3 protein-coding genes are annotated in these 4,041 nt (G+C 74.4%); 2 read left to right on the top strand and 1 reads right to left on the bottom strand.

From position 1 onward, the window contains the following. Positions 1 to 18: 18 nt before the first annotated feature. A complete protein-coding gene (locus AE652_RS36820) occupies positions 19 to 891 on the bottom strand; it encodes a bacterial transcriptional activator domain-containing protein (protein ID WP_049659476.1) in 873 nt (290 codons plus the stop codon). A gap of 474 nt (positions 892 to 1,365) precedes the next feature. On the opposite strand from AE652_RS36820, the gene AE652_RS36815 reads away from it, so the two are divergent. Together AE652_RS36815 and AE652_RS36810 are read left to right on the top strand one after the other, a co-directional pair. Beyond that, entirely contained in the window at positions 1,366 to 2,577 is a 1,212-nt protein-coding gene (locus AE652_RS36815; protein WP_049659474.1) for an aminotransferase class I/II-fold pyridoxal phosphate-dependent enzyme, read from the top strand. Positions 2,578 to 2,731: 154 nt separating this feature from the next. Further along, complete coding sequence (locus AE652_RS36810; protein WP_049659472.1) at positions 2,732 to 3,967, top strand: beta-ketoacyl synthase; 1,236 nt, start codon at positions 2,732 to 2,734, stop codon at positions 3,965 to 3,967. The last annotated feature ends 74 nt before the right edge of the window (positions 3,968 to 4,041 follow it).

Below are 4,041 nucleotides of genomic sequence, written 5' to 3'. Positions count from 1 at the left end.
AGGCGCGGGGCCCCGGGCTCAGGCCGCGCGCACCGGGGCCGGCGCCGCCCGGGCCAGGCGGGTCAGCGCCAGCGGCTCGAAGATCCCCATCAGCACCGGGTCCACCGCCCGCACCGCCGCCGGCGCCGGCGCCGCCGGCACGGGGGAGCGCAGCATCGCCAGGTAGAGCTCCTGGGTCTCGGCGGCCGGGTCGATGCCCAGCTCCTCGGCCAGCACCTGGCGCAGCTGCTGGTAGCAGCGCAGCGCCTCCGCCCGGTTGCCGGAGGCGGCCAGCGCCTCCATCCGGCAGCGGTAGGCGCTCTCCCGGAACGGCGCCCGGCGCACCGCCTCGTCCGCCCAGCGCAGCGCGTGGTGCTCCTCGCCCAGCGCCGACGCCGCCAGGCTCGCGGTCTCCAACGCGCTGATGCGCAGCTCCTCCACGTGCTCGCGCACCCCCTGCGCCCACTCGCCCTCGTGGTCGGGCAGGAACGCCCCGCGCAGGTTCGCCAGCGCCCCCGCGGCCAGCTGCTGCGCCACCGCGTGGCCGCCCGCGGCCAGCGCCTCGCCGGCCTCGCCGACCGCCGAGGCCGCCGCCTCCAGGTCCACCGCCGCGTCCGCGGGCAGTCGCAGCACGTACCGCCCGCCCTGGGAGATCAGCGGGGTCGCACCGGGCCCCTGCCCCGGATCGGTGACGAACGCCCGCACCCGGCTCACCACGCTGCGCAGCGCGGAGGCCCAGGTGTCGGGCAGGCCGTCGGGCCAGATGGTGTCGGCCAGCTGGTCGCGGCTGGTGCCGCTGGAGCGCTCCAGCACCAGGCGGGCGAACGCCACCTGGGCCTGGGCGCTGGACAGGTGCTGCGGGGCGCCGTCCTCGTGCTCGACGGCCACCAGACCGGTCAGGCGGATCAGCATGCGCGGGCCCCCGATCTACCGGACGGACCGTCTTCCCTGAAGCCTTTCAACACGAGCTCCAACCCCCTCGAGCCAAAGCGGAAGTGACGGCCCGTTCCGGCCGTCGGCGTGGGAAATTGCGGATCGGAACAATAAACCGCCGACCAGCCGTTCGGTTTCGGCGGATTTCGACCATACATTCGCCGCATCGCGCGGTGTCAACACCGGTTGCGGAAACATACCCACCGGCCGGTCAATGCGTCGTGGACGCAAGGTTTCCGCACGTCAGAGCGTTCCCGCAGGCCAGGAAAGCGCCTATTGCGGACGCCTTGCGCATCCTGCCGTAGAAATGTAGCCATCCTTGAGCACCCCGCGTGAAGGCTTCGAGAAACACCCCGAGCCGCGAAAAGCCGCACGCAACCGCGAACAGCCGCGAAACAGCCGCGAACAACCGTGAAAAGCCGTGAACACCGTGACGCCGTGAAGGAGAAACCCGTGAACGCCACCGGAGCATGGGACCGCCTGGAGCCGAAGCTCGCCGCAACGAACGCCCGCGTGGCCGCACTGGAGTCCGACCCCTCCCGGCGCAACAGCTTCGTCGCCTACACCATGGAACGCGACAGCGCCTACTGCGACCTCGACGGCGAGCGCCTGCTCATGATGTCCGGCTACAGCTACCTCGGCCTGGCCGGCGACGAACGCGTCGTGGCCGCCGCCAAGGCCGCCGTCGACGTCTACGGCACCGGCAACCACGGCGTGCGCGCCCTGGCCGGCACCATCCCCCTGCACGAGGAACTCGAAGCCGAGGTCGCCCGCTTCGCCGGCCGCGAACGCGCCCTGGTCTTCGGCTCCGGCTACGCCGCCAACGTCGGCACCGTCGGCGCCCTCGTCGGCCAGGGCGACACCGTCCTGATCGACAAGTACGACCACGCCTCCATCGTCGACGGCTGCCGCCTGTCCGGCGCCACCGTCACCCGCTTCCGCCACAACGACGTCGACCACCTCGAGCGCCGCCTCAAGGCCGCCGCCCCCACCGGCGTGCGCCTGGTCATCGTCGACAGCGTCTACTCCATGGACGGCGACATCGCCCCGCTGCCCGAACTGCGCGAGGTCTGCGACCGCTACGACGCCCTCCTCATGGTCGACGAGGCCCACGCCCTGGGCGTCATCGGCAAGACCGGCGGCGGCATCGAGGAGCACTTCGACCACAAGGTCCGCGTCGACGTCAAACTCGGCACCCTCTCCAAGGCCATCCCCTCCATGGGCGGCTGGATCGCCGGCAGCCACGACCTCATCGGCCACCTGCGCTACGCCGCCCGCCCGTTCCTGTTCTCCGCCGCCCTCGGCCCCGCCCAGACCGGCGCCGCCCTGGAGTCCCTGCGCATCCTGCGCCGCGAACCCGAGCGCGTCACCCACACCCAGACCCAGGCCCAGCGCCTGCGCACCCGCCTCAACGACGCCGGCATCTCCACCATGGACTCCACCACCGCCGTCCTGCCCGTCATCGCCGGCAGCGACGACGCCGCCTACGACTACGCCACCGCCTGCCGCAAGGCCGGCGTCATCGGCCTGCCCGTCGTCACCCCCGCCGTGCCCAACGACCTCGCCCGGCTGCGCATCGCCGTCACCGCCCGCCACACCGCCGCCGACATCGACTTCGCCGCCGAGGCGTTCCTGACCGCCGCCGCCCAGACCGGCCTGATCTGACCCGCCCGCCCCGCCCGATCCGGCCCGCCCCGCCCGCCTGATCCGGCCTGCCCGGCCGGACCGGCCCGCCTGATCCGACCGGCCCGGACCAGCCCGCCCCGCCCCCGCTGCCACCGCCGGGCCGCCCGCGCGACCGCGCTAAGGAGACGAAGCCATGGCCCCCCACCACCGGCCGCCGATCGCCGTCACCGGCCTCGGCGTGGTCAGCCCCGCCGGCCACACCGTCGAGGACCTCTGGCGCACCGTCGCCTCCGGGCGCTCCACCGCCACCGCCCTCACCGACCCCGCCCTGGCCCGCCACCGGGTGCGCCTGGGCTGCAAGGTCACCGACCTGCCCGACAACGACCTCGTCCCCGCCAAGGACGCCCGCCGCCTGGACCCGTTCGCCCACTACGGCACCCTCGCCGCACTCGCCGCCCACGCCGACGCCGGACGCCCCGAACCCGAACCCGGGCGCAGCGCCATCGTGGTGGGCACCGCCGTGGGCGGACGCACCACCAGCGACCGCGAGTCCGCGCTGTACACCGAGCACGGGCCGCTGCGGGTCTCCCCGCTGATGCCGCTGGTCACCATGCCCAACGCGGCCGCCGCCCAGATCGCGATGCGCCTGCACTGGAACGGGCCCGCCCTGACCATCGCCACCACCTGCGCCTCCGGCGCGGACGCGATCGGCCACGGCGCCCTGCTGCTGGAGACCGGGCGCGCCGACGTGGTGATCGCCGGCGGCTGCGAGGCCACCCTCACCCCCGTCACCCTGGCCGCGTTCGGCAACCTCGGCGCGCACTCCCTGCGCAACGACGAACCCCGGCGCGCCTCACGGCCCTTCGACACCGACCGCGACGGCTTCGTGATGGGCGAGGGCGCCGGCTTCCTCGTCCTGGAACGCCTGGACGACGCCCGGGCCCGCGGCCGCACCCCGTACGCGCTGCTCGCCGGGTACGGCGCGAGCGCGGACGCCTACCACCTGTCCAACCCGCGCCCCGACGGCGCCGGCGCGGTGGCCGCGATGCGCGCCGCCCTCGCCGACGCGGCCCTCGCGCCCGGCGACATCGCCCACGTCAACGCCCACGGCACCTCCACCGTGCACAACGACCGGGCCGAGGCCGCCGCCCTGCGCGCCGTGTTCGGCCCCCACGGCGTGCCGGTCACCTCCACCAAGGGCGCCATCGGCCACCTGATCGGCGCCGCCGGCGCCGTCGAGCTGATCGCCGCCATCGAGGCCATGAACGCCCGCACCGTCCCTCCCACCGCCAACCACGAGAAGACCGAAGAGGGCCTGGACCTCGACGTCGTGCACACCGCGCCGCGCCCGGTGCGCGCCGGCGCGGCCCTGTCCAACTCGTTCGGCTTCGGCGGCCACAACACGACCCTGGTGGTGACCCCGCTATGACCGCACCCACGACCACACCCGCCGCACAAGCCGCCCCCGCCGCCCCGCCTTGACACCCCGGATCGTATCCAGAA

Source organism: Kitasatospora sp. MY 5-36, assembly GCF_001182915.1.
Classification (GTDB): Bacteria; Actinomycetota; Actinomycetes; order Streptomycetales; family Streptomycetaceae; genus Kitasatospora.
The sequence above is the reverse complement of the archived record's forward strand: the minus strand, read 5'-3'. Positions and strand labels throughout refer to the sequence as shown.